22 protein-coding genes are annotated in these 24,949 nt (G+C 52.9%); 16 read left to right on the top strand and 6 right to left on the bottom strand.

Features of this window, described 5'->3' with window-relative positions; translation table 11 throughout:
- Positions 1–4: 4 nt before the first annotated feature.
- On the bottom strand, positions 5–928 hold the full coding sequence (locus tag KUO20_RS03895; RefSeq protein ID WP_235041600.1) for a LysR family transcriptional regulator: 924 nt from the start codon (positions 926–928) through the stop codon (positions 5–7).
- A gap of 516 nt (positions 929–1,444) precedes the next feature.
- Here KUO20_RS03895 and KUO20_RS03890 point away from each other — a divergent pair.
- A complete protein-coding gene (locus tag KUO20_RS03890) occupies positions 1,445–3,148 on the top strand; it encodes a peptidoglycan DD-metalloendopeptidase family protein (RefSeq protein ID WP_235041599.1) in 1,704 nt (567 codons plus the stop codon).
- 144 nt (positions 3,149–3,292) lie between these two features.
- Here the strand turns inward: KUO20_RS03890 and KUO20_RS03885 are convergent, their stop codons facing one another.
- Positions 3,293–4,939 (bottom strand): L,D-transpeptidase family protein, encoded by a 1,647-nt coding sequence (locus KUO20_RS03885; RefSeq protein ID WP_235041598.1) that lies wholly within the window; start codon positions 4,937–4,939, stop codon positions 3,293–3,295.
- A gap of 105 nt (positions 4,940–5,044) precedes the next feature.
- Between KUO20_RS03885 and KUO20_RS03880 the strand changes: the two genes are divergently transcribed.
- The 8 genes from KUO20_RS03880 (at position 5,045) to KUO20_RS03845 (ending at position 14,343) form a co-directional block, all read left to right on the top strand.
- Entirely contained in the window at positions 5,045–5,767 is a 723-nt protein-coding gene (locus KUO20_RS03880; protein ID WP_235041597.1) for a murein L,D-transpeptidase catalytic domain family protein, read from the top strand.
- A gap of 106 nt (positions 5,768–5,873) precedes the next feature.
- The gene (locus tag KUO20_RS03875) at positions 5,874–6,893 is read left to right on the top strand and encodes a patatin-like phospholipase family protein (RefSeq protein ID WP_235041596.1); all 1,020 of its coding nucleotides are present in this window, start codon (positions 5,874–5,876) and stop codon (positions 6,891–6,893) included.
- A 354-nt stretch (positions 6,894–7,247) separates the two neighbouring features.
- Positions 7,248–8,600, top strand: a complete 1,353-nt coding sequence (locus KUO20_RS03870) for a NarK family nitrate/nitrite MFS transporter (protein ID WP_235041595.1) — start codon at positions 7,248–7,250, stop codon at positions 8,598–8,600.
- A gap of 82 nt (positions 8,601–8,682) precedes the next feature.
- Positions 8,683–9,966: a nitrate regulatory protein gene (locus KUO20_RS03865; protein WP_235041594.1), complete on the top strand. Its 1,284-nt coding sequence runs from the start codon at positions 8,683–8,685 to the stop codon at positions 9,964–9,966.
- 111 nt (positions 9,967–10,077) lie between these two features.
- Positions 10,078–10,764, top strand: coding sequence for an SDR family oxidoreductase (locus tag KUO20_RS03860; RefSeq protein ID WP_235041593.1), 687 nt, complete (start codon positions 10,078–10,080; stop codon positions 10,762–10,764).
- A gap of 160 nt (positions 10,765–10,924) precedes the next feature.
- Positions 10,925–11,917 carry an LLM class flavin-dependent oxidoreductase gene (locus KUO20_RS03855; RefSeq protein ID WP_235041592.1) on the top strand — a complete coding sequence of 331 codons (993 nt, stop codon included), beginning with the start codon at positions 10,925–10,927 and terminating at the stop codon, positions 11,915–11,917.
- A 79-nt stretch (positions 11,918–11,996) separates the two neighbouring features.
- Entirely contained in the window at positions 11,997–12,500 is a 504-nt protein-coding gene (locus KUO20_RS03850; protein WP_235041591.1) for a GNAT family N-acetyltransferase, read from the top strand.
- Positions 12,501–12,690: 190 nt separating this feature from the next.
- Positions 12,691–14,343, top strand: coding sequence for a diguanylate cyclase domain-containing protein (locus KUO20_RS03845; RefSeq protein WP_235041590.1), 1,653 nt, complete (start codon positions 12,691–12,693; stop codon positions 14,341–14,343).
- Here KUO20_RS03845 and KUO20_RS03840 read toward each other — a convergent pair.
- Positions 14,340–14,894 (bottom strand): DUF1415 domain-containing protein, encoded by a 555-nt coding sequence (locus tag KUO20_RS03840; RefSeq protein ID WP_235041589.1) that lies wholly within the window; start codon positions 14,892–14,894, stop codon positions 14,340–14,342. The genes KUO20_RS03845 and KUO20_RS03840 overlap by 4 nt on opposite strands.
- A gap of 89 nt (positions 14,895–14,983) precedes the next feature.
- Positions 14,984–15,670, bottom strand: a complete 687-nt coding sequence (locus KUO20_RS03835; RefSeq protein WP_235041588.1) for a GntR family transcriptional regulator — start codon at positions 15,668–15,670, stop codon at positions 14,984–14,986.
- A 190-nt stretch (positions 15,671–15,860) separates the two neighbouring features.
- On the opposite strand from KUO20_RS03835, the gene KUO20_RS03830 reads away from it, so the two are divergent.
- From KUO20_RS03830 to KUO20_RS03800, 7 genes are all read left to right on the top strand, one after another.
- The gene (locus tag KUO20_RS03830; protein WP_235041587.1) at positions 15,861–16,445 is read left to right on the top strand and encodes a chromate transporter; all 585 of its coding nucleotides are present in this window, start codon (positions 15,861–15,863) and stop codon (positions 16,443–16,445) included.
- Positions 16,442–16,972 carry a chromate transporter gene (locus KUO20_RS03825; RefSeq protein WP_235041586.1) on the top strand — a complete coding sequence of 177 codons (531 nt, stop codon included), beginning with the start codon at positions 16,442–16,444 and terminating at the stop codon, positions 16,970–16,972. Before KUO20_RS03830 ends, KUO20_RS03825 begins: the two co-directional genes overlap by 4 nt.
- Positions 16,973–17,056: 84 nt before the next feature.
- Positions 17,057–18,007, top strand: a complete 951-nt coding sequence (locus tag KUO20_RS03820; protein ID WP_235041585.1) for a tripartite tricarboxylate transporter substrate binding protein — start codon at positions 17,057–17,059, stop codon at positions 18,005–18,007.
- A gap of 27 nt (positions 18,008–18,034) precedes the next feature.
- Entirely contained in the window at positions 18,035–18,532 is a 498-nt protein-coding gene (locus tag KUO20_RS03815; RefSeq protein WP_235041584.1) for a tripartite tricarboxylate transporter TctB family protein, read from the top strand.
- A gap of 8 nt (positions 18,533–18,540) precedes the next feature.
- Entirely contained in the window at positions 18,541–20,067 is a 1,527-nt protein-coding gene (locus KUO20_RS03810; protein WP_235041583.1) for a tripartite tricarboxylate transporter permease, read from the top strand.
- A gap of 8 nt (positions 20,068–20,075) precedes the next feature.
- Positions 20,076–21,683: a gamma-glutamyltransferase family protein gene (locus KUO20_RS03805; protein WP_235041582.1), complete on the top strand. Its 1,608-nt coding sequence runs from the start codon at positions 20,076–20,078 to the stop codon at positions 21,681–21,683.
- Positions 21,684–21,815: 132 nt separating this feature from the next.
- Complete coding sequence (locus KUO20_RS03800; protein ID WP_235042412.1) at positions 21,816–23,693, top strand: ABC transporter ATP-binding protein; 1,878 nt, start codon at positions 21,816–21,818, stop codon at positions 23,691–23,693.
- A gap of 141 nt (positions 23,694–23,834) precedes the next feature.
- Here the strand turns inward: KUO20_RS03800 and arfA are convergent, their stop codons facing one another.
- A complete protein-coding gene (arfA, locus tag KUO20_RS03795; RefSeq protein ID WP_235041581.1) occupies positions 23,835–23,984 on the bottom strand; it encodes an alternative ribosome rescue factor ArfA in 150 nt (49 codons plus the stop codon).
- Between the two features lie 84 nt (positions 23,985–24,068).
- Positions 24,069–24,887 (bottom strand): 2,5-didehydrogluconate reductase DkgB, encoded by an 819-nt coding sequence (dkgB, locus tag KUO20_RS03790; RefSeq protein WP_235041580.1) that lies wholly within the window; start codon positions 24,885–24,887, stop codon positions 24,069–24,071.
- Between the last annotated feature and the right edge of the window lie 62 nt (positions 24,888–24,949).

The raw sequence follows: 24,949 nt of genomic DNA, 5'->3' as shown, positions 1-24,949 counted from the left end.
TGTTTTAGGGCTTTTCATTCGACTGAGTCGAATCCTGCACGGCGCACTCGCTTATCACTGCTTGCTTTAACGCAGAGGCCATCGCATGAGCAGCAGGCCCGGCACGATCACGGTCACGAAAAATAAGCTGAACCGGCACCTCGCGAACTCCGCCTGCGGGAAGCGGCAGCGGCTTCAACTGACCGCTTCGCAACTCGTCAGCGATACGCGTTTCAGGCATCCACGCAAAACCCAAGCCACGCCGGAGCATATCCAGCGACGTATTTAGGTGAGTGACCGTCCAGCGCTGCTCTGCTTTTAACCAGCCAGCGTTTGTCGATTGGCGCAGCGCCGAGTCGCGCACCACCAGTTGGCGATACTGAGCCAGATCGCGCAAGTCCAGCAAGCGGCCTAACTGATGAAGCGCATGTTGAGGATGTGCCACTGCGATAAAACGTACGGTGACCAGCGGCTCACCCAAAAACCCTTGAGCCTCAATGCCCGAGACCACCAGATCAGCCCGGCCATCGTAGAGCATTTCTACGCCACCATTGAGCACGCTTTCGTGCAACTGAACGCGCACTTGAGGGTACGTTTCAGAAAAGCGCTCTAGCGCTTTGGCTTGGGCATCGGCGGGAAACACCTGATCGATAGCGACGACGACCTCCGCCTCTAAACCAGCGGCAAGCCGAATGGCAACATCCTCAAGCGAGGCCGCGCTTTCAATCAGTTGACGGGCGCGCCGAAGGAGCAGCTCACCGGCTTCGGTTAAGCGTACCTGGCGGCCAATGGGTTCTAGCACCTGAACCCCTAACTGCTCTTCTAACTTATGGACGGCATGATTCAGCGTGGAAGGGCTTTTGTGCACGGCTTCTGCCGCACGCGCGAACCCACCATGATCAACCACGGCTGCCAACATTTGCCATTGTGAAAGCGTAACCCGGGACATTTCGATTTCCTCGACGCAAAATAGCGAAATACTGCGCTTAATATTCGAAAAAATATTGCCAGCATGCCAGGAAACGCCCTGCAGTTCTGCAACCTATATAAAAGGCCTGCTGATCATGACCACTCATTGGTGCCCTACTCGCTTTCAAGCACCCATACTTTTTTGCATCGACCCGCTCTAGTGACGCTCACCAGCCCCATCGCTGTCACTCTTTCACTCATTTAACGGCACTAGACTAAAGGATGAATACTATACATTTGTTGTATTAATGCTTTTAAAAAAGCTGTTTTCGTATATGATCGAATGACGCTATTTAGTTAGCTTTTATCAGTTACATTCATTTGCAAACAGCGTTCATTAATAGCTTTATCTTACGCATTGTTTGCATTTTTATATTTAAGTACGTTTTATGTATAGGCATACAGTCTATGCACCCCTCTTCGCATGGGGTATGGTTCCGGGTATATATACTTTTTTGTCATCTTTTTAATCACGAACTCGGCGGTCCATTTACCCATGTTGCGAATCCTCCATTCGCTGCCTCGCGCGCACAAATTATTACTGTTACCCGTGGCCACTATGGTCACAGTGCTGGGCACACAGAAGTTAGTCACGACTTATCATGATTTAAACCAGTCATATACACCGCTAGAAAGCGTACTAGTACCGCTTCCTAGCGATTCAACCCCGGGCGTTCCTTCACTACGTCAAGAACGTACGCCGGTGGCTGAAGCGATCGATCGTGCCTCGCGTGCCCTCGACGCCACCCGCGGAAACATTCCTCTCAGCGAACTAGCGGTGACGGAGATCGTCGATCTTGACGTTATCTCTAAAGCCGAAGCTGATATGGCTAGCCAGCCTACGCTGGTAAGTAATCTGGCAGCCGTTAGCACCATCACCCCCAACACAGCATCGCTGGGCGTATCTTCGCTTGATAGCGGCGCCCTGCACATGGCGGTGGTCGTTGGCACGTTAACGAGCGGCATGCTGGACGTAGACAGCGCGTCCTCAATCGAAATTGCCGATGCCACTTCCTATGAAGACTATGGCATTGAGCTATTCGATGACGTCTCGTTTCTGGATCTAGAGCTCGCGGCAGAAGAGCCGTTTGTGCCCGTATGGAAAACGCACATTGTTGAATCCGGCGAAACCTTTGCCGTGCTAGCGCAAAATCAGCTGGGCCTTGGCTATAGCGAAGTGCTTGCCTTGCTTGAAGACTTACCCGATCAGCGCTTGTTAACCAACTGGCGTGCCGGGCATAGCTTTGATTACCAGTTAGATGAAGACGGCCGCTTACTGTCGCTGCGCATGATGAAAAACACCCGCGAAGGTGTCATGTTAGAGCGTGATGCTGACCAGTACGCGGTTACCGCCATTGAACGTCAGGGCGAACCGGTCCAACGCCTTTACGCGGGTAGCGTCAGCGGTAGCTTCGCACGCTCAGCCCAAGCCACCGGTTTAAATAGCGGCTCCGTAACTGAATTGACAAAGATACTTGAGAAAAAGCTCGATTTTCGGCGTGACAGCCGTCGCGGTGACCGTTTCCAGGTACTGGTCGAGTCAGACATGATTGATGGCGAAACCCTTGAGTCCCGCGTACTAGCCGTTAAGTATGACGGCGAACGCATGGATTTGACCGTGGTACGCAATCTGACCGACAACAATTTCTATACGCCTGAAGGCGGAAGCCTGGACCCTGCGTTCGCACGCTATCCCTTTGATGGCAGCTACCGCTTAAGCTCCAACTTCAACCCCAACAGAAAGCACCCCATCACAGGCCGCGTCAGCCCTCATAACGGCACCGATTTTGCTATGCCCATTGGCACGCCGGTTCTCGCGCCTGCCAACGGTCGGGTTGAGCGCGTTAGCAACCATCCTGCCGCCGGGCGCTACATTGTAGTTCGACACGACAACGGATACCGCACTCGCTACCTGCACCTTTCTCGCCAGCTGGTTAACCAGGGCGATCGCGTGACTATGGGCGAGCGCATCGCGCTTTCCGGTAATACCGGCCGCAGCACCGGCCCGCACCTGCATTATGAAGTCATCGTTAATAATGCCCCGGTAAACGCCATGACGGTTAGTCTTCCTGAGAACAGTAGCCTAAGTGGCGAAACGCTGGTCGCCTTCCAGAGTCAGGCAGAGCCAATGCTGGCCACGTTAGAAAGTGGCGAAACCGGCCCGGTTAGCGTGGCGAACTATCAGCAAAGCGATGACTAATGTTTATATTGATTAGCAAGGCCTAGATGAACAGCGAAGGCCCTGCTAGCCACTAACTTACTAACGCTACAATGCAAAACACCGCCCACTGAGGCGGTGTTTTGCATTGTGCTTGTTACCCATTTATTGCCGATATTCTTTAGCTCAACTTGAAGGTAACGCGCGCTGTAACGCCGCCAGCAGCGTCGCATCGCGGCGATAGATATCAGGCCTGAACTCTACCTCTCCCTGCTCATTCGGCCAGGCGGTCAAATAATGCAGCGCCACGGGTATCCGCTGCGCCAGATTGACGTTGCGATCACTTCCCCCGCTTAGCAAGCTGCTCATTTGATAACGGCTGCCGGTATCCTGCAGCAGCATCTGCGCAAGCTCAGCCACTCCCTCGACGCGAATGCAGCCGGAGCTTAGCGCTCGCTGATCGCGCTGAAACAGGCCGCGGGCAGGCGTATCGTGTAAATAAATCATGTCGTTATTAGGAAAGCGCACTACCACGCGCCCTAGCGGATTACCCGCCCCGGCCACCTGGCGCAGCATAACGCCGCCAGGGCGCTGCCAGTCAATCTCTTCAGCGATCAGCGGCACGCCCGCAGGGCTAATTACCTGAATATTTTGACGCGCCAAATAATCGACATCCGCCCGCACGCGAGGCAATACGTCCTCACGCATAATGGTTGGCGGTATTGTCCAGGAAGGGTTAATCGTTAAATGACTGATCGCCGAATGGATGATGGGCGTTTCACGGCGCGATGACCCGACCACTACGCGCGCATCCCACTGCTGACCGTTAGGACGCACGTAGTGCATTTTATAGCCCGCAATGTCGACCCAGACGCGCGGCTCGGCAAACTGCATCGGACGTATCCAGCGCGCGCGCTCTAAGTTGACGCGCAGCTGGTCAATACGCGTGGCAACCGATGTATTTAACGCCAAACGCGTTTGCTCACCGACCACCCCGTCAGCTTGCAATAAATGACGCCGCTGAAAGCGTCTCACGGCCGTTTCTAACGAGGCATCAAAGATACGCCGATTGGTTGCCGTGCCCTGCACTCCGATCAGTGGATAAGCGCTGCTGTCGGCTGCCAATAAATCGGTATCGCCCCAGAGTGCTAAGCGCTGACGCAGCACCACCACATCAGCTGTTTCATCGCCTGGGCGAAGCGATTCCTCCCGCGCGGCTAAGTAAGGCGTGCTGCTCAGATTAGCCAGCTGGTAATGCTGTTTTAAGGCATCGCGCAACTGCTGATATTCCGCCGATGAGGGGCGGGCCAGCGCGATAGCGTCTTCCAGCTTGTTATCCTCAATGGCATGCACAACGCGCAGAAGTGAGTACCCACGCTCAGGGCGCGGCGCGTCCCAATGGGGCTCAACATCCCGCGGATCGACCTTGCCACGCTCCACATGATCCAGCGCCAGCAGCAGCGACTGGGTTGCCTTGATATCAAATGCCGCCTGCGCCGACACTCCTGATGTCTGGCTACGATGAAACTCATTGAGCAATGTGCCTGCGTGATAGTCCACTGGCGCCAAGCCGTCACTTTCCAAGCTATTCAACGCAGCCACCAACGACTCAACCGTTAAGACGGCCTGCCAAATCGGCTGACCGTCATGCAGTTGATAAAACTCGGCAATGGGTAGATGCTGCACGTCAGCAGTGATTAATTGCTGCGCTAACGCTTGCTGCAATGGCGCAGAGTCTGCATATGCACTGTTGATACCTAAAGCACTGTGGGTAAGCGTTAGGCACAGGGCGGTTCCCAGCGCCCATCGTTTTAGTGGCTGCATCTCGTTCATCGCTCTCTCCTTGCGTTACTATTGCTGTCCACACTAGCCGCCCCGTCTTTTTATCTTAGTCGGCTGTGGTCATCATGACCGATATTGTTTGCAGGATCGATTTATATGGCGCTTCGTTTAAAGCTTGTCACGCTGCTCTGTTCTCCTTTTTTAGCATTATTTACATTACCGCTATACGCCGCCGGCTTCTTTGCTCAGGTTGCCTCAACGCCGCCTCCCGGCGTGCCGCCGTTGCAGCACCAGCTGCTGCAGCTGGCTCCTCAGGCAACGCACCAGGCGCTGCGCTTGGCGGCTCAGGCACTTAACTGCGCGGCACCGAATGCCGAGCGCCTAGCGGTGATCGACTACTCGCTGCCTTCTACCGAGCCACGCCTGTGGGTGTTTGATTTGCGCCAACATCAACTGCTCTTTGAAGAGCTGGTTTCACACGGCCAAGGCTCCGGCGATATGCAGGCGGAAACGTTCTCCAATACGCCTGACAGCCACCAGTCGAGCCTGGGGCTATTTCGTACGATGAACAGCTACTACGGCAGCAACGGCTATTCGCTGCGCTTAGAAGGCCTTGAGCCCAACGTCAATGATCTAGCGTATGAGCGCGCCATTGTCATTCACGGCGCGGACTACGTGAGCGATGCGTTTATTACGCAAACGGGGCGGCTAGGCCGCAGCCATGGCTGCCCGGCCGTTCGTGAAGACGTGACCTATCCGCTCATCGACAGCCTTAAAGAAGATCAGTATGTTTTCGCCTATTATCCTGACGCCGAGTGGCTTGCCAACTCAGCCTTTCTAGGCTGCGCAGCGGGGGCCGAGCAGATTGCTCTCCACTAAGACCGCGGCACGTGCGGATCAATAGCATTTCGTTTTCACGAGCGGCCTATGCCATGCTGCATCCACAGCAACGCCTTTCTTCATCCGTCGCAATGGGAAAAAGCATATGGCCAACGTCAAAAAGCTAGACCTCGCCTTACAAGGTGGTGGCGCCCACGGCGCTTATACCTGGGGAGTGATTGATCGCCTGCTGGCAGATGACCGCATTGAAATAGAGGGCATCAGCGGCACCAGCGCCGGGGCAATGAACGGCGTGGTAATGGCCGATGCGCTGACTCGAGGTGATAAACAAACTGCCAGGCAAGCCCTGCACGACTTCTGGCAAGCGGTCAGCCGTGCAGGCATGGCCAGCCCCATTCGGCGCTCCCCCATGGATATGCTGACCGGCAACTGGAGCCTTGACCAATCGCCCGGCTTTGTCGCCATGGATCTATTAAGTCGCGTAGTCTCGCCCTACCAGCTTAACCCGCTTAACATTAATCCGCTGCGCGATATTGTGGCCAGCCATATTGATTTTGAGCGGGTTCGACAATGCCAGCAGCTTAAGCTGTTTATCACGGCGACTAACGTGCGCACGGGAAAACAGCGCGTGTTTCGCCGCGAAGAAATGAGCGTTGATGCGGTAATGGCATCCGCCTGCCTGCCCTTTATGTTTCAAGCCGTAGAAATCGATGGTGAGGCCTACTGGGACGGCGGCTATATGGGCAACCCCGCCCTATTTCCATTAATGGAAGAGTGCGGCGCACGGGACATACTTCTCATACAAATAAATCCCATTAGCCGCAACGAGATACCCACCTCAGCGTCGGCGATTATGAATCGCCTTAATGAAATTACGTTTAACTCAGCGCTGATAAAAGAGATCAGAATGATAGCGCTGCTTAAGCATGCCCTTGAAGAGCAAGGCATTACAAACTGTTATCAGCAGGCACTGTTTCATCGCATCAGCGGTGAGCAAGCGCTTGAGGAGCTCTCTGTTTCAAGTAAATCCAATTCTGAGTGGGCTTTTTTATGCCACCTCTTTGAACACGGCCAGGCCGCCGCCGAACGCTGGCTGAGCGAAAATTTCGACGCTATTGGCGACCACTCCACGCTGGATATAGATGCGGTTTATCTGCATGAATAAGTAGCGTCGCGCATAGGCTCGCCCTCCTCCCTGCAGCGTTACCCTCCTGCGAAGCACCAAGATGCCGCAGAGCGGACATCGCATGCCCAATCATGCAGCACGCGGATAGGCAAGACCCGCTCTGAGCAATCTCTTAAAAAAATAAGATTATGATTTTTAAAAATAAATAGGCAACTGGCAAACTACCTGCATAACTCCTACCAGTGGTGGTAGGCGTGGACCAGGCCCGACTGGGTACGAGTGCGTCGAAACTGACCTTCAATGATGAAGGCATGTTCTCGTCAACTGTTTGCGCGACGCTGTTTTGGTGGTGTCGCGTAACAGAAAACTCGTTTTATGCCCTGTGAGGCCATCATGGACATCCGCAATAAAGCCAACCGCATTCGACTGTTTAATTTTTCCACGCCGCAAATGCGCGCCTTCCACTTCTCATGGTTCGCGTTTCATATCTGCTTTTTCGGCTGGTTTGGTATCGCCCCCTTAATGGCGATTGTGCGTGAAGACCTTTCACTCACCCAAACACAAATTGGTAATACGATTATTGCCTCGGTCGCTATTACGGTGATTGTTCGGCTAGCGATTGGCGTCCTTTGCGATCGAATCGGTCCACGTAAAACCTATACCGGCCTACTGCTCTTAGGCGCCATTCCGGTGATGGGCATTGGCCTCGCCAATAGCTTTGAGACATTTCTGCTGGCCCGTTTAGCCATTGGTGCCATCGGCGCTTCGTTTGTGATCACGCAATACCACACCACGATGATGTTCGCGCCTAACGTAGTGGGAACCGCCAATGCCACCAGCGCGGGCTGGGGCAATTTAGGGGGTGGCACAACGCAAATTCTTATGCCGCTGATCTTCTCAGGCATGCTAATGCTAGGTGTTAACGAAGCCTTCGGCTGGCGCTTAGCGATGATGGTGCCCGGCGTGGTCATGCTGTTTACCGGCATCGGTTACTGGTTTTTCACTCAGGATGCTCCCAACGGCAACTTCAGCGAGCTGCGCGCACGGGGCGAGCTACCTGAAGCCACCGGTGAGAATGGCGCCAAGCAAAGCTTCCTAGCCGCAGCTAAGGACATACGCGTATGGGCGCTATTCGTTGTCTATGGTCTCTGCTTCGGCGTAGAACTAACGATTAACAATATTGCGGCGATCTACTTCTTCGATAAATTTGATCTCACTTTAGCCACCGCGGGCCTGATTGCTGGCTTATTCGGACTGATGAATATTTTTGCCCGTACGCTAGGCGGTATCTTCTCGGATCTTTTCGCCAAGCAAAACGGCTTAAAAGGACGCGTGCGCTGGCTGTTTATTGCCCTCATCTGCGAAGGCATTGCGCTGGTGGCGTTCTCACAGATGCATGTATTGAGCCTCGCCATTGGCATCATGTTGGTGTTTAGCCTGTTTGTGCAGATGGCAGAAGGTGCCACCTACGGCGTGGTACCCTTTATCAATAAAAAAGCGCTGGGTGCGGTAGCGGGCATTGTCGGCGCGGGGGGTAACGTCGGCGCGGTCGGTGCGGCTTTTCTCTTTCGCAGCGAAAGTTTGAGCTATCAGCAGGGCCTGTTCTATTTGGGGCTTACGGTGCTGGCACTGGCATCCTGCGTATTGCTGGTACGCTTTAGCGACGCAACAGAAGCCGAAGAGGCTAAAGCTTACCGTGATGCGGCAGGCGATGAAGTAGGCGCAGGCGCTCTATCATTGCGTTAAGCTCTTTTGAATACACTCCCCCAACGCTTAATAGCGGTAAGGGAGTGATGACTTTAAGCGGTAAGCGACCAGGAAAAACTCTATGTCTTCAGCGCAGCAGCTGCTACTAACCGCCATCCGTTGCGATATCGACAGCCTCTCCCACCTTGCCATTACCGCTGACATTGTCGGCGACATCAGCCGCTTTATTCATATGCTGCAGCGTGAGCGTGGCGCCTCCACGGTCTACCTTGCCTCTCAAGGCCAGCGCTTCAAAACACGCCGCGACAGCTACCGCCAGCACAGCGAGCAGGCAGAAACGCTGATGCGCCAGCGGCTGGAAGCACTTAGTCAAGAGGCTCGCCCACAGGCCGCTGCTCGCTTATTGCGACGTATCGCCGCCGTTTGGCATGCCCTTGATGAACTTGGCGCGCTGCGCCAATCCATTGATACGTTTTCGATTTCTCCCGATGCCGCGACCCAAGCGTTTAACCAGTTGACCAGTGGGCTACTAGCGATTGTTTTTGAAGCTGCGGACACCTCCATCGATCCCGACATTACCCGCAGCCTGGTGGCCATTTTCCACTTGATGCAAGGCAAAGAGCTGGCAGGACAAGAGCGCGCCTGCGGTGCCTTTGGCTTTACCCATGGCCACTTCGATGACGCGCACCGTGGTTTATTAAATCAGCTAGTGACTGATCAACAGCGCTGTTTTGAGACCTTTGTGGAATTTGCCACGCCTGAAGCCCAGCAGGCGTGGCATACCGAATGCTCGCCACGCACGCTAGCGGGTATCTGCCATCTACGCGATATCGCTTGCCTGCATTCTTCCACCGAGCAGCAATCGCCTAGCGACACCGCTAACACGCTGAGTGAAACCTGGTACGAGCTTACGACACTGCGTATTGATTCAATGAAAACGGTCGAAGAAGCGCTTATTACCCAGCTAAGCACCCTTTGTCATCGCAAAATCGCTCAGGCAAAAGATGCGTTAGCGAAGGCTAACGTCATGCCCTTTCGCTACACGCCCGCCCCCTGCGAACAGCTGCTTGCGCTAAATGACGCCCAGCCGCTCGGTCACTTAACGGCCGATGCATTAACGTCACCGCTAGGGCGCTCGCTGATTGAACTGACCCAAGCCCAAGCTAGCCGCCTGCAAGGGCTTAGCGACGAGCTGGAAAATACCCGTAAAGCCCTGCGTGAGCGTAAGCTGATTGAGCGCGCTAAAGGCCTGATCATGGCGCATCAAGATATGAGCGAAGAAGAGGCCTATCGGTTTTTACGTAAAACCTCGATGGATCAAAGCAAAAGCATGGCGGACATGGCCCAAGCCATTTTGGATCTCTCAGCCATGCTCAAACGCAAAGAAGAGCATCGCCCCCGTTAAGCAGATATAAGCTAACATCGCACCACGTGGAATAAGCTTATATTTGCAGGATGCCCTCTCCTTGGCCATGATAAAGGCGTACCTGTTTAATACAGCAAGGAGTGCAACCCTATGCATAACGGCGTGCTATTGATTACCGGCGCATCAAGCGGTATCGGCGCAGCGACTGCTCGTGCTGCCGCCAGGGAAGGTTACAAACTGGTATTAGCGGCTCGCTCTAGTGACAAGCTCAACGCGCTCGCTCAAGAGCTAGGTCCAGAAAATGTGCTGCCCTATACGCTTGATGTGACCAACATGGAGCAGCAACAGGCGATGGTCGAACAGGCTATTGAAACCTTCGGCCGATTAGATGCCGTTTTTGTCAACGCTGGCCGCGGCGGCTCGCCTGGTGGCTTTAGTGACGCTGACCACACCGCTTGGCGAGAAATGATACTGACCAATGTCTATGGCGCGGGCCTCACCATTCAGGCCTGCTTACCAGCCCTAAAACGTAGTAAAGGGCAGGTAGTGTTAACAGGCTCCGCAGCCGGCCGCACCACTATTCCCGGTTCGATGTACAGTGCGACCAAATGGGCGATAACAGGCATTGGCTACAATCTGCGTGAAGAACTTCGTGGCACCGGCATGCGCGTCACGCTCATTGAGCCTGGAATGGTCGACACGCCATTTTTTGACGAGCCGCCGGAGTATGCTCTAGAAGATCGCGATGTCGCCAATGCCGTCATTTATGCACTATCACAGCCGGCTCATGTGGACGTTAATGAAATACTCATTCGGCCGACGCCACCCGTTGAGTAAACGTTATTTGTCGAGCAACGTTGCCAATAGCGTGCTTATCGGGGCTCAGCACTGGGCCATCCCTTGCAATTAGCCTGCACTGACCGCATAACGTGATATTACCAAGCGCGCTAAGTAATTTTTCACTCCACGCGCCCACGACGTTATATGCAGGTGAACCATGAGCCAACTCGCCAACACCGCCCTCTCCGTGCTGGACTTAGCCCCGATACGCCAAGGCGGTAGCGCCGCTGAGACTTTTCGCGACAGCGTTTCGCTTGCGCAACTAACCGAACGGCTGGGCTATACCCGTTATTGGCTAGCCGAGCATCACAACATTGCCGGCATCGCCAGCGCCGCCACAGCGGTACTTATCGGCCACGTCGCTGGGCAAACCTCGACCATCCGCGTGGGCAGCGGCGGCATCATGCTGCCGAATCACCCGCCGCTGGTCATTGCCGAGCAGTTTGGCACGCTGGAAACGCTGTATCCTGACCGTATCGACCTGGGTTTAGGGCGTGCCCCTGGCTCTGATGGCGCCACCATGCAGGCCATGCGCCGCCATGCCCATGCCGGCGTCGATGATTTTCCCCAGCTACTCAATGAGTTAAGCAGCTACTTAGCTGACGCCGACCCTCATCAGCGCGTCAAAGCCGTTCCCGGCCAGGGAACCCATGTGCCGATATGGCTGCTGGGGTCTAGCGGCTACAGTGCACAGCTAGCAGCGAAGCTAGGCCTACCTTTTGCGTTTGCCGCCCAGTTTGCACCGGGCTATTTATTTGAGGCTTTGCGGCTGTATCGCGACAACTTCCGCCCTTCCGAACACCTTGCCAAACCCCATGCAATGGTTGGCCTACCTGTGATGGCGGCTGAAAGTGATGCCATGGCCCACTACCTAGCCACCACCGCACAGCAGAAGTTTCTTAACCTCATACGAGGCAGGCCTACTCAGTCGCAGCCGCCGGTTGAGCAACTAGACTGGTCACCGGCTGAGCAGGCTCAGGTCAGTCAGTTTTTAGGCGCAGCGATTATTGGCGGGCCTGAAACAGTGAAAGCCGAGCTGGAAGAGTTTCAAGCGCGCACCGGCGCTGATGAGCTAATGATTAATAGTGACTTTTACAATCACTCAGACCGCTTGCGCAGCTATGAAATTGTCGCCGAGGTCGCTCGCTAATCGCTTAGCCAATGTTTAAGTCCTCACTAGGCATTCAATAACCAGTAGGCTCAAACCAGAAGGTGCCGCTAGAAAGCTTATGACAACACTCACTTTCACGCCGATGACGGAAGACGATTTCGCCGATTTTTGGCCAACGTTTCAAGCGATTGTCGCGGCACAAGAAACCTATGCGATTGAGCCTAACATCAGTATCGAGGCGTCGCGCCAGCTATGGCTTAAAGCACCTAAAGCCAGCGTGGTCGCCAAGGATACCCGCGGCCAACTGCTGGGGGCGTACTACCTAAAAGCCAATGCGGCAGGCCCCGGCGATCACATCTGCAACTGTGGTTACATGGTGGCCCCCGCCGCGCGCGGCAAAGGCGTTGCACGCGCCATGTGCGAGCATTCCCAGCACCAGGCACAGCAGCTAGGCTTTCTAGCGATGCAATACAACGCGGTGGTGGCTACCAATGAGATTGCCGTCGCGTTGTGGCAAAAACTCGGATTTCGCATTGTCGGCACGGTGCCCAACGCCTTTCGCCATGCACAGCTGGGTTTTGTCGATACCCACGTGATGTATAAAGCCCTACCAGGCGACTAATGCTCGCCTCTTGCTGGCGATTGCCTCCCTAGTCAAAAGGAATGATGAGATCTAAGCAAAGGCCGCGCAAATTAAGCGATTTTCCGGTAAGGTTCAGTTCATAACATAAGTTAAGTCACTTAGCTGTTAATCATCGATTGATTGCATCGACTACCTGAACCTTGCACTTTTCACGGGAAAGCATTTCAGAATGTTTAAACCGGCTTTTATCTCACGCTTCTCACTGCGCTCACGTTTTATTGCTCTGATTGCCGCCCTCATCTTCGCGACCACACTGCTGCTTGGCTGGGTGGCCGCTCGGGAAACTGCCCACCAGTTGGAATCAAACATTGGCTACGCGTCGTCAGAAGCCGCCTATCAAACGGTAGACAAGCTTGACCGCAGCATGGATGCGCGCATTAAAGAGGTAAAGCTACTGCTAGGGATTCAGGCCCTCACTAATGACAATGATTTGAGCGTGCTGCGCGAGCAGCTAGAGCTATTACAGAGCAATCATAATGTCGTTTCCTGGATTGGCTTTACCAATCAAGAAGGCATCGTCCAGGTCGCAACGGATGGCATTCTAGAAGGAGAATCTATCGCGGCACGCCCCGTTTTCATCGAGGGCCAGCAGGCGCTTTGGGTGGGGGATGTGCATGAGGCACTGCTGCTGGCTAAACTACTGCCTAATCCGAGCGGCGAAGCCCTTAAGTTTGTGGATATCGCCACACCGGTGATCGATCAAAACGGCGAGTTTCGCGGTGTGCTTGCCGTGCATTTAAGCTGGGAGTGGGCCCGGTACGTTGAAAACTCAATGCTATCACCGTCTGCACACCAGCAAGACACTGAAATGCTGCTGCTGTCGGCTGATAACACCGTGCTACTAGGGCCAGCGGAGATGATTGGCCAGCCACTCAGTACGCTGAAACATTTACCCAGTCGCGACAACCCAACGCCTCAGTGGGCAATTGAAACATGGCCCAGCGGTGAGCGGTTTGTGACAGGCTATACACGCAGCAGCGGCTTTGAAGACTTCCCAGGTCTAGGTTGGGTAGCCATTAGCCGCCAACCCATTGCTGCTGCCTTTGCTCCAGTTAAACAGCTTCAAGCGGCCATTATAGGCACAGGCATATTTCTGGCCCTGGCATTCGCGTTGATTGGTTGGATCATTGCATCACGCATGGTTGCTCCCCTTACCCGCTTAGCAAGGGCTGCTGATCGTATAAAAGAGGGCGAGAATGGCGACACCATCCCGCTTGAAAGCGGCTCTCCAGAGCTTAAACGCCTATCGACGTCGATGCGTAATATGGTCGACCGCCTATTGGATCAGCACTCCACCATCAACCGTCTGGAAGATTTAGCGAATACCGACCCGCTCACCGGCCTGCCTAACCGCGCGTTCCTCAATCAGTATCTGCAGCTAGCCATTCCCGAAGCTGAAAGAAACCGGCAAAGTATGGCGGTTATCTTCATCGACCTAGATGGCTTCAAGCAGGTCAATGACGAGCTGGGCCATCATGCCGGCGATTTACTGCTGATTGAGATCACACAGCGGCTGAAGAACGTACTGCGCAGTGGTGATGTCGTGGCACGTTTGGGCGGCGATGAGTTTGTCATGGTGCTTAAAACGAAGCCTGAGAATCTGGAAATGCTCACCCATGAGGTAAGTAAGCGCTTATTAAGCGCTATTGCCGAACCGATTTTATTACCTGAAGACGAGCAGGCCACCGTTGGCTGCAGCTTAGGCGCAGCTTGGTGGCCTCAGCACGGCCACCACATAAACACAGTGATGAAACTTGCTGATACCGCGCTCTACACGGCCAAAAACCATGGCAAGCATCAGCTGGTGATTCACACTCCTTAAGCATCCACTCCAAAGCAGCGCTGCAGCTGCTGCTCAGCGGCATCGCTACCCATAGCCGTCAATTTAGCAATATTGCGCTCGGGGATAGCATCGGTATCGCCGTAAAACTCAATCGCCTTTTCGACGCTTTCTTCACGCAATAGGTGGACCATCGCGTAGGGGGAGCGGTTGGTATAATTAGAGGCATCCTCAGGCTCGGCGCCATCAAAGCAGTAGTCAGGATGAAAGGTCGCAAGCTGATAGATTCCTTCATAACCCTGATCGACCAAAATATGCTCAGCCAACTCAACAAAGTCCAGGTAATGCTCAAAGCTTTTAAACAACGTTGGAAATACCAGCAGCGTCGTTTCAGTGTCAGGATGCTCATCCAACCACTGCACTTCAACCATCAGCTCTTCAAGCGCCACCTCCATTTTCTTGGAGCGGACGACTTCGACGCGAATGGATTCACGCTCTAGCTCCCGCTGCGCAAAAGGGCAAATATCCTGCGCCACAATGAAGGTGCGCACCCAGCTTAGCGTTTGCGCCACTATTTGATTATCCGCGTGCATAGCACCCTCTTTAGCATTAGCCCAGCAATGACCGATAGACAGATCGCGGCAGTTTATCAGTTGCCGTTAGCTGTCACTACGTAGCCCTATCAAGCGTGCTCTTGATAGCGCTTTAAGGCGACATCATAGGATTTATGAATATGGTCGTTCATGAGTTCACGCGCTGCCCTGACATCGCGCTGTAGCGCTAATTCGACGAGCTGGTGATGCTGCTCGTCAAGCTCTTGACGAATCGTCGGCATTTTTGGCCCCAAGCGCCGATAGCGGTCAAACTGGTCGTGCAACTGCTCAATAAAGCGCAATAGCCAAACGGAACCACAGGGTGCCACCAGCGTGCGATGAAATTGAGTATGCAGGTGCTCCCAAGGCTCACCTTTATCCAAACTGATATCTGCGCGTTTCAAGCGATGTGCAGCGGCCAGCAAATCGGCCTCCCAAAGTGAATCGCCGTGGCTGATTGCCCGCTCCAGCGCCATGCCTTCCATTTCTAGACGCATCTGGACAATATCATCCAGCTCCTCGCGCGATAGCTTTGGAACCCGAAAACCACGCTGATTTTCCTGTATCAATAGGCCATAGGCCGCTAACTTATTGAGCGCTTCTCGCAGCGGACTTAAACCTACTTGATAGCGCTCTTTGAGCGCATTAATGCCAAGCTTTTCACCCGCAACAAAGCGCCCCCGCACTAAGTCTTTACGCAATTGATCAAATGCGCGGCTTGATGCTGTAACGGCGGGACCTGCTGTTGCAGCTGAATTAGGTAAAGAATCGTTCATAATGCTGTCCTTTATTATTTCGCGCTCGTGATCATTCTTCGCTTCAGTATTGACGCCACAGCGAGCACTACCTATAGTCTATTTTATCCAAAATAATCGATTTTTTAACCTACAAACGATAAATAAGGTTTGGCATGCTTTCCATCTCATTATTAGCCCTGCAGGGCTACTGCCCATGAAGACACGGAGCATGAAAGTGCAATCCGTCTCCTGGCAGCTGTTTTGGGCATTTTTCCGTGTTGGCATCTTCGGCTTTGGCGGCGGCCCTTCCATGATACCGCTTGTACGTGCCGAGGTTGTCACCCGTTACCAATGGCTCACCGATAAAGAATTCGCCGACGTATTAGCGATCGGCAATACCTTGCCAGGCCCCATTGCCACCAAAATGCCCGGCTACATTGGCTACCGAGTAGGCGGTACAATTGGCTGCATTGCCTCGGTGATTGCGGTCATTGTTCCTATGATAGTGGCAATGATAGTCATGTTAGGCATTTTTAGTCGATATCGCGATGTCGCTTGGATTCACGGCATGGGCCAAGCCGTAGTTCCGGTGGTAATGGTAATGATGGCACAGCTCACCTGGGACTTTTTTGATAAATCCAAGGCTTCACTTGGCTGGTTAGTCAGCATTGCCATGGTAATTATTTCTGCAGGGCTCATCTACTGGCTTGGCATTCATCCTGGCTTGGTCATTGGCGCTATCTTGCTGGCCGCCCTACTGCGCCCCTCGAGTACTAAACCTTCGGGCGATAAACAAACGGAGGAGACCACGTGATTTATTGGGATCTCTTCTTAGCCTTTTTTATTCCCAACATTATCGGCTACGGCGGCGGCCCGGCGATTATTCCGTTAATTGAAGCGGAGGTCGTCGGCCGCTACGGTTGGATGACGTCTCAAACCTTTGCTGAAACGCTTGCCTTGGGCAATGCTTTACCCAGCCCTATCGCGACCAAAATGGCGGGCTACGTTGGCTATGAAGTCGCTGGCGTGGGCGGCGCCTTCATAGCCGTCGCCGCTACAGCGATCCCTTCTCTGCTATTAATGCTAGGCGCACTGGGGCTGCTTTATCGGCACCGCGAATCTCCGCGCGTTAAGCGTATGAGCCAATGGGTTCGCCCGGTCATCGCCATGATGATGGCATGGTTGACCTTGGGTTTTCTGCTTGAAGGCATTAACACCAGCGGCGTCATTCACACACTGATTATCGGCATCGTTGCCGCCATTGCCCTGATTCGCTTTAAAACGCATCCAGCCTTTGTGGTCATGGGCGCCTTGATTTACGGGGCGCTTATTATTCCGTAAAGGATAACCTCCTTTTTACAAAAAAAGCCAGTCGACGCTAACGCCACAACTCACAAAATTTAATCATAATTAAAGGGATAACCCATGACATTTAAATCGCTATTCACTACTTCCGTTTTAGCGGCTGCATTCTCGATTCCAGCATTTGCTAACGCGGCTGATCCTTACCCTGAAAAGCCCGTTGAGTTTATAGTGCCCTGGGGGCCAGGTGGAGGCAGTGACTTGCTAATGCGGATAGTTAGCAAACATCTTGAAGAAGAGTTAGATCAAGCAGTACCCGTTATTAATATGCCTGGCGCAAGCGGCACTGTTGGTTTACGTGAAGCCTCACGCCGCAATAACGATGGATATACTATTTCCCAAATACATGAAGGCTTACTCATCGCGCATTATTCAGGCGTGACTGATCTCAACTGGGATGATTTCGACATCGTTTCAATGATGACGAGTGATAACTCCGTCATCGTGGTAAATGCAGACACTGGATGGGAAACACTCGACGATATGCTTGAAGATGTTACCGCCAGCCCGGGCGAGTACCGCATGGGCGTTACGCTGGGTGGTATTCCACATTTATGGGCCGTGCAATTTGAAGAATCCACCGGCACCCAGTTTGGCTATGTAGGCTATGAAGGAACAGGGGAAAGGCTCCGTGCACTTGCGGGCGGGCACATCACTGTGGCGATCGAAGATTACTTTTCAGCACGCGCCTTCGTTGAGAATGGTGATTTGAATGTATTAGCGGCAGCTACCTCCGAGCGCATTGCGGAGCTGCCCGATACGCCCACGCTGAAAGAGCTGGGCCATGACCTTGAGTTTTTGGTCACGCGTGGAATAGTTGTGCCCAAAGACACGCCTGAAGAAGTGATTGTTACGTTAGAAAGCGCGCTTGAAAATGTTGCTAATAGTGAAGGCTTTAAAACCGACATTGAAAACGTTGGCGGCACTGTGCGCTATATGAATCGAGAAGATTACACCGCTTATTTAGAGCGCAACGACGAATTCATTGAAAATAACGCACACCTTCTTAACTAATTTAACATTGCGTTTTAGGAGGCCTTCATGGAGCGCAGAAATTCAGAGACAGCGTTAATACCTGCTTTGCAGGTGCTGTCTTATTTCATTATCGCCCTTGGCGCTGTATTTATGGCCTTCAAGGCCGGCTCATTGCCGGCCTCTCGTTGGGAGCCCATGAGTGCAGGTACCTTTCCACAAATCATTTTTTTTGGCGTTGCCTTGTTATGTGGAGTAGCCGCCGTTGTTGAAATATCTAAACAGGGCTTCCCTCGCACATCGCTTAATATTGCCTGGAAAAGATTGGTTGCCTTAAAGGCAGTCATCATCAACTTGGCATTATTTATTATTTATATGGCATTTATGCCTATCGCTGGATTTATTGTTAGTACGTTTATATACCTAACTATCGCTCAACTTTACTTGGCACCTAAAAAGCCTATTACGTTATTAATTGCTATTTTTGTTGCCGCTCTTTTCTCTGCTGGGCCTTACTATTTATTTTCCGAGGTCTTCAATATCTATCTTCCCCGCGCCCAATGGTAAGGTGATTCATGACTGATGCTTTTCTCATAGCGTTGGGGGGCGTAACAGAACCCTATACGCTATTGCTAATGGCAGTAGCGACGTTTGCAGGTATTGTTGCCGCTGCAATTCCTGGTTTCACAATCACAATGGCCATTGTCCTCACGCTGCCACTCACGTTCGCCATGCCCCCCATGCAGGGCATATCGATCATGCTCTCTGTTTACGTAGGTGGTTTGAGTGGGGGGTTATTTAGCGCTGCTCTCTTGGGTATTCCGGGAACGCCTTCATCAGTGGCAACAACGTTTGATGCCTTTCCTATGGCCAGACAAGGCAATCCTGGGAAAGCATTGTCTTTGGGGTTGTTCGCCTCCTTCGTAGGCTCAATCATTTCCATTGCAGTGCTGATCGTCGCGGCGCCTCCGCTGGCTCTTCTGGCCGTCAAGCTAGGCCCGTGGGAATACTTCGCGCTTATTATCTTTGCGTTGACCGTTATTGCTAGCCTAGTGGGAGATTCTCTCATTAGAGGACTAATTGCAGGTCTTATCGGCATTGCCATTGCAACTATCGGACCCGATCCATTAATGGGCCGCGAGCGGTTTACGTTTGGTTTTGAGATTCTAACGGCGGGTATACCCTTCCTCGTTGTTTTAATAGGCATGTATGCGATGAGCCAGCTATTGTCGGAATTAGAGCCGACAAAAAGCAGCGGCCAACACTCATCAGGCTCATTAATTAGCGGCGATATGCGGCCTCATCTCTGGCAGACAGTAAAAGATATCCTCTTAAAGCCTGCTAATGTCATTCGCTCGTCTTTACTCGGCGTGTTTATTGGCGCAGTTCCCGGTGCGGGCAGCTCAATTTCAAACCTACTGGCTTATGATCAAGCGAAGCGTGCGTCTAAACATCCTGAAACGTTCGGTAAGGGGGAGCCTCAAGGCGTGGTTGCCTCTGAATCAGGCAACTCTTCTACGGTAGGCGGCAGCCTTATACCGCTGATTGCGTTAGGTATTCCAGGGTCACCCGCTGATGCCGTGTTGATGGCCGCGATCATGGTACATGGCATCAGCATTGGCCCACGCTTAATTCTTGATCATCCTGATTTGGTTTACAGTATGTTTATTGCCATGGCGATAGCATCTGTATTTATGCTGTTGATTGGTATTATTTTGATGCGCGTTTTTTTACGCTTATTGAATGTTCCCAAGTACATCATAGTGCCGGTAGTACTCACTTGCTGTGCGATTGGTACTTACACTCTCAACAACCGCTTATCTGATCTTTATTTACTGGCTGGCATTGGCGCAGTAGGTTATATCCTTAAGAAACTGGATTATCCTCTTGCTCCCCTCGTTCTGGGCGTTGTATTAGGCCCTATTGCAGAAACTAACTTAAGACGAGCATTTCAAACCAGCACTGACTGGACGCTATTCTTTACACGCCCCATATCCGCGCTACTGCTCACCCTGGCGGTTGTATCCGTGGTTTACAGTATTTATAGCTATGTAAAGCAGCGTCGTCTAATGGCTCAGCGTCTAGATGCCACATCTAACTAGGAAGACTAATGCACACTAATCCACACCATTATCCTTCTGCCTCACGCCGTATGGTTACTTTCGGCAAGCGTGGCATGGTTGCGACATCTCAGTCTCTTGCCGCACAGGTAGGCATCGACATTCTACGCAACGGCGGCAATGCCATTGATGCAGCGATTGCGACGGCAGCAGCCTTAACCGTAGTAGAGCCAACGTCTAACGGCATCGGTAGTGATGCGTTCGCTTTAGTATGGGTAAAGGGTGAGCTACACGGGCTAAACGCTAGCGGCCCGGCTCCCAAAAGTATTTCATGCGACGCTGTCAAGGCACTGGGCCACGATGAAATGCCTGCCCATGGATTAGTCCCGGTTACAGTGCCTGGTGCTCCTGGCGCCTGGGCAGCACTATCAGAGCGCTTCGGCAAACTACCTTTCGAACAGCTGCTTGCTCCAGCAATAGAGTTAGCGGAGCAAGGCTTCGCCGTATCACCTTTGATTAGCCAGCTCTGGGAAAAAGCTGAAAAGCGCTATGGTCAGTACGGAACAGAAGAATTTTCACCCTGGTTTGCGCATTTCACCCCCAACGGGCATGCGCCAAAGGCCGGTGATATTTGGCGTTCTCCAGACATGGCCAAGACGCTGCGTGAAATTGCCACTAGCAATGGCAATGCGTTTTATCAGGGGAGCTTGGCGGATGAAATTGACGCTTTCTCACGCCAGCACGGGGGCTTCCTGCGTAAAGAGGATTTACAAGCATTCAAACCAGAGTGGGTCAAACCTATAAGCGTTCGATATCGCGGCCACGATATTTGGGAGATCCCCCCCAATGGCAGCGGGCTAATTGTTCTTGAAGCATTAGGCATACTTGAGTCATTAGGCAACGAACCCGCGGATCAGGTAGAAATTCTTCACCGTCGTATCGAAGCAACCAAGCTTGGTTATGTGGATGGCTTGAACTACATCACTGAACGCTCGGCGATGAAACCAAGCGTTGAGCAAATGCTATCGAGTGACTATCTTTCGCAGCGTGCTGATCTTATTGGCAAAAACGCGATTGATCCTGTCCATGGCAACCCAATAAAGGGTGGCACCGTCTACCTGGCAACGGCGGACGATGAAGGCAATATGGTGTCTTTCATTCAAAGCAATTTCGAAGGCTTTGGCTCTGGAATAGTCGTGCCAGGCACCGGCATTAGCCTCCAGAACCGTGGCTGGTCGTTCTCACTTGATCCGCAGCACCCAAATGCCTTAGCGCCCGGCAAACGCACCTATCACACCATCATCCCGGGCTTTATCACCAAAGATAATCAAGCCGTTGGCCCCTTTGGCGTGATGGGCGGTTATATGCAGCCGCAGGGACATGTACAGGTAGTGACGGCCATGCTCGAGGATCAGCTCAATCCCCAGGCAGCGCTCGATATGCCGCGCTGGAAATGGACCAAAGGCAAAACCATCGAAGTTGAGGCTGATTTCCCCAACCACTTAGCGTTGGCGCTGGCCCGTCGTGGCCACGACATCGTTAAAGTAGCCGATTCAATTAGCTTTGGCCGTGGTCAAATCATTTTGCGCAATCCTGAAACCGGTGTACTGCAAGGAGGCACCGAGCCGCGCACCGATGGGGCCGTATTACCCTGGTAGGCCGCCTTCCCCTGCTCACATGCTCTCCGCCGCGTTGTCGTTTCAGGCAACCGGCGGTTGAACTAGCTATCCATGCCTAACCCCCGCATCATGGCACTACTTTTTTTTACTCAGTGTTTTGCCTCTTCAGCTATGCCTTCACCACGTCAGCCTTCATCTTCTTCATCTACGCCCTCTTCTGCCGCGGCCCCTTCACCGCTCAGCGGCTTTTTGGGCGTCTTTCGCTATAGCCGTCGCGCGCTTGGCCTGGTGTGGCAAACCTCTCGCTGGATGATGCTGGGGTTAGCGCTATGCACGCTGGTCGCGGGCGTACTGCCTGCCGTGGCGGCATGGGTTGGCCAATTGATTGTTGATGGTGTCGTCAGTGCCATGGATGCCCATCAGGCAGCGTCAAACCCCAACCTGCTGGCGTCCATTGCGCCGGTCCTCAAGCTAGTGGGGGTAGAGGCGCTCATCATTGGGTTAATCGCGTTGGCCCAGCGCGGCCTTTCGGCTCAGCAGTCACTGCTGCGTGCCATGCTGGGCCAAAAAGTGAACGTCATGATTCTGGAAAAAGCGGGCACGCTGTCACTCAGCCAGTTTGAAGACTCCGAGCTATACGACCAGCTGACGCGTGCGCGGCGTGAGGCGTCTACGCGCCCCCTAGCGCTGGTCAACAAAACCTTTGGACTGCTGCAAAATGCAATCTCGCTAGGTAGCTTCAGTGTCCTGTTAGTGCAGTTTTCTCCCTGGGCGCTGCTGATTTTAGTGGTGGGCGCCCTGCCGGTGTTTATCTCGGAAGCTAAGTTTTCGGGCGATGCTTTTCGACTGTTTCGCTGGCGTTCGCCACAAACCCGCATGCAGATTTATTTAGAGACGCTGCTTACCCGGGAAGACAGCATTAAAGAGGTCAAATTATTTGGCCTTGAAGGACTATTTCTCAAACGCTATCGCGCTATTTTCACCCAGCTATTCGCCGAAGATCGCCGTTTAACCCTACGCCGGGAAAGCTGGGGATTTTTGTTAGGCCTGCTGGGCACCCTAACGTTTTACCTTGCCTACGGCTGGGTAGTGATTGAAACAATTATCGGCGCGCTGACGCTGGGCCAAATGACTATGTATTTAATGGTCTTCAAACAGGGGCAAACAGCCCTCTCTGCTAGCCTCACCGCCATCAGCGGCATGTACGAAGACAATCTCTACCTCTCCAATCTTTATGAATATTTGGAGCAGCCGGTTGAGCCCGAAAACGGCACGCTAACCCAGGGTGTTGCCCCCGGAGATGGCCTGCGCTTTGAACAAGTCAGTTTCTCTTACCCTGGCGGCGCCGATGTTTTACACGATATCTCATTGCATCTTGCCCCTGGCCAAAGTTTAGCCTTAGTGGGTGAAAACGGGTCGGGTAAAACCACGCTTATTAAGCTGTTAACACGGCTTTATCGCCCCACGCAAGGGCGTATTCTGCTCGATGGTAGCGACCTGCAGCAGTGGAGTACCCAGGCGCTACGTGAGCGTACCGGCGTCATTTTTCAGGACTTCGTACGCTATCAGCTCAGGGTGGGTGAAAATCTTGGCGTCGGCGATACTCGCGCCTTTGACAACGAACAGCGCTGGCAACAGGCCGCGCGTCATGGCATGGCCGATGACTTTATTGGCCGCATGGCCAGCGGCTACCACACCCAGCTTGGCCGGTGGTTTAAGAACGGTCAGGAGCTCTCTGGCGGGCAGTGGCAAAAAATTGCGTTATCACGTGCTTACATGCGCCAAAACGCCGACATTTTAGTGCTAGACGAGCCCACGGCAGCCATGGACGCCGCCGCTGAGGCCGATATATTCGCCCGCTTTCGCGAGCATAGTCAGCAGAAAATGACGATCCTGATCTCCCACCGCTTCTCAACCGTGCGCAGCGCTGATCTCATTTTGGTTATCGATCAAGGCCATATTATTGAGCGCGGCACTCATGAAGAGCTACTAAAAGCACAGGGTCGCTACGCAATGCTGTTTCAGCTACAGGCTGCGGGCTATCGCTAAAGAGATCACGGTGGCAGCACTTCAATATGCGGCTTAGCAAAAGGCGCCAGACTGCCGATGGGGTGAGATCTGAAGATGCATGAATAGCTTTTGGAGATGTCAGAGAAGGTATTGCCAAAACGCTGAACGTAAACACTTCGCTCACGCGGCTTGGCGATACCCTCTCATACCCTTGTTATCTTTACGCGAGTAGCTTCCTTTGCCTTTTTTCGGGGCTTGCTGCTGCATTTTAAACATGGGCGTTCGCAGCTGCGCTTTTAATGCGTTGTCTTGGATCTTGCGCTTTTTCATCGTTTTATCCTTACGTTAAAAGATGCCTGCTCAAGGCAGGCATCGACTCTGACATCGGCTATCGTTTAGTGTTCCAACGCCTGCTTACTCATCCCAGGCAGGGGCAAAGTCAGGATTTGCAATACGCTCCTGGCGATCCAACATGGCAATATCGTCCATGTCACTGTCGCTTAGCACTAAATCAAAGGCGGCAATGTTGCTTTGAATATTGCGTGCCTTAGTAGAAGAAGGAATCGTAATCATATCGCGCTGATTGACCCAGGCTAAAGCAACTTGTGCCGGGGTGACTTTATGCGCTTCGGCAATTTTCTTGAGGATCGGATCGTCCATGACTTTACCTACCGCCAGCGGCATAAATGCCGTCACTTGAATACCCAGGTGCTGGCAGTGCTCAGCTAGCTTACGGTTCTGCAGGAAGGGGTGAACCTCGATCTGATTGGTCAGAATTTCATCTTTACCCAGGATACTAACCGCCTCGTCGACCTGATTGCAGGTAAAGTTAGAAATACCGATATGGCGCGCTTTACCCCCCGCTTTGACTTCCTTCACGGCCGTCAAATAATCGGCCATAGGCACTTCACCACCTGGTGATGGCCAGTGAATTAACAGAAGGTCAACGTACCCTGTGTCCAGTTTTTGGAGACTTTCGTCTACGCTGGCCTTCAGTCTTGCGGGCTCCAGGTTGTCAAACCACACCTTGGTGGTGAGAAAAATATCGCTGCGGTGCACGTCACTGGAATGAATAGCCTCGCCAACTTCCGCTTCATTGCCATAAAACTGCGCCGTGTCAATATGCCGATACCCGGCCTCAAGCGCTGCGTGGATACTCTGCTTGAGCGTATCGCCTTCCAGGCGAAAGGTACCGAAACCGGGATTAGGAATTACATTTTGCATCATTAACATCCTTTTCTATTGATAGCGTGTTAATTAATATTGGGCAGCCAATGGCATACTTCAACCCATGC

This window comes from Vreelandella profundi (assembly GCF_019722725.1).
Taxonomy (GTDB): domain Bacteria; phylum Pseudomonadota; class Gammaproteobacteria; order Pseudomonadales; family Halomonadaceae; genus Vreelandella; species Vreelandella profundi.
Note: the sequence above shows the minus strand (reverse complement) of the source record. Positions and strands in the feature narration are given on the sequence as shown.